Source organism: Pseudomonas sp. HR1 (assembly GCF_030175875.1).
Classification (GTDB): domain Bacteria; phylum Pseudomonadota; class Gammaproteobacteria; order Pseudomonadales; family Pseudomonadaceae; genus Chryseomonas; species Chryseomonas oryzihabitans.
This window is the reverse complement of the sequence record NZ_JASNRF010000052.1, coordinates 1-758: the sequence shown is the minus strand read 5'-3', so window position 1 is coordinate 758 and position 758 is coordinate 1. Positions and strand designations below refer to the sequence as shown.

1 pseudogene is annotated in these 758 nt (G+C 65.6%); it reads right to left on the bottom strand.

The window, feature by feature from the left end:
• Positions 1-518: 518 nt before the first annotated feature.
• Positions 519-758 (bottom strand): annotated as a pseudogene (locus QKY98_RS23545) (molecular chaperone HscC); the annotation flags it as partial.

Below are 758 nucleotides of genomic sequence, written 5' to 3'. Positions count from 1 at the left end.
GGCTTGCGCCCAGGCTAGGGCTCGAAGGTCAGCGCTGTTCACGCACCGTTGCAGGAGCTGCCGCTGAAAAGCAGCCTCTAGGCCTTCGCGCCTGGCTGTCTCCCAGGCCAGAGTGAGGTCACCCTCGAGAAGCTTGGCGAGACGACTTGTGTCGTCCGGAAGCAGCTGCTCGGATAGGCGCTGGATGGAAGGCTCTGTGGGCGGTCGTTCTGCTGCGCGCTGGACGGGCTGGACCGTTGCGCCAAGCGGCTTCCCGTCCGTCGTAGGCACTGGTTCGATCGGCGTCGCGGCCGCGGAGGAGGGTGAGTACACCCATTGGGTGGCCCGAGGCTCTTCGTCCAAGCTTACCGGCCGACTGAGGTCCGCCAACGCGCGTTCGTAGGCTTGCCGCAGCCGTTGAAAGGCCTCTGGGTCCGTATCGGGTCGGTGAACCTTCAGGAGGCGCGCATAGGCGCGTTTGAGATCCCGCTCGGTGGCCGCTTGGGAGAGCTCCAACAGGTCAAGTTTCATGCCTTGCCTCAGAGACGTCGTTCGAGACGATCCAACCGCTCCGCCAGCGATTTGCGGGCATCGCGGATGACGCGCTCATCCTGGCTGTCGAGCGCTCGCTGGAAATCCTGCGCCAGGCTGCCGGCCCGCTCCCGGAGGTCACCCAGGCTTTCTTGATACAGGCGCTCCAGCCGGGCCATCAGCACGCTGTTCACCTGCTGATCGCGAGGATGCACCGTGAGGGCGGAAAGCGCTTCCAGGCGCTGCGC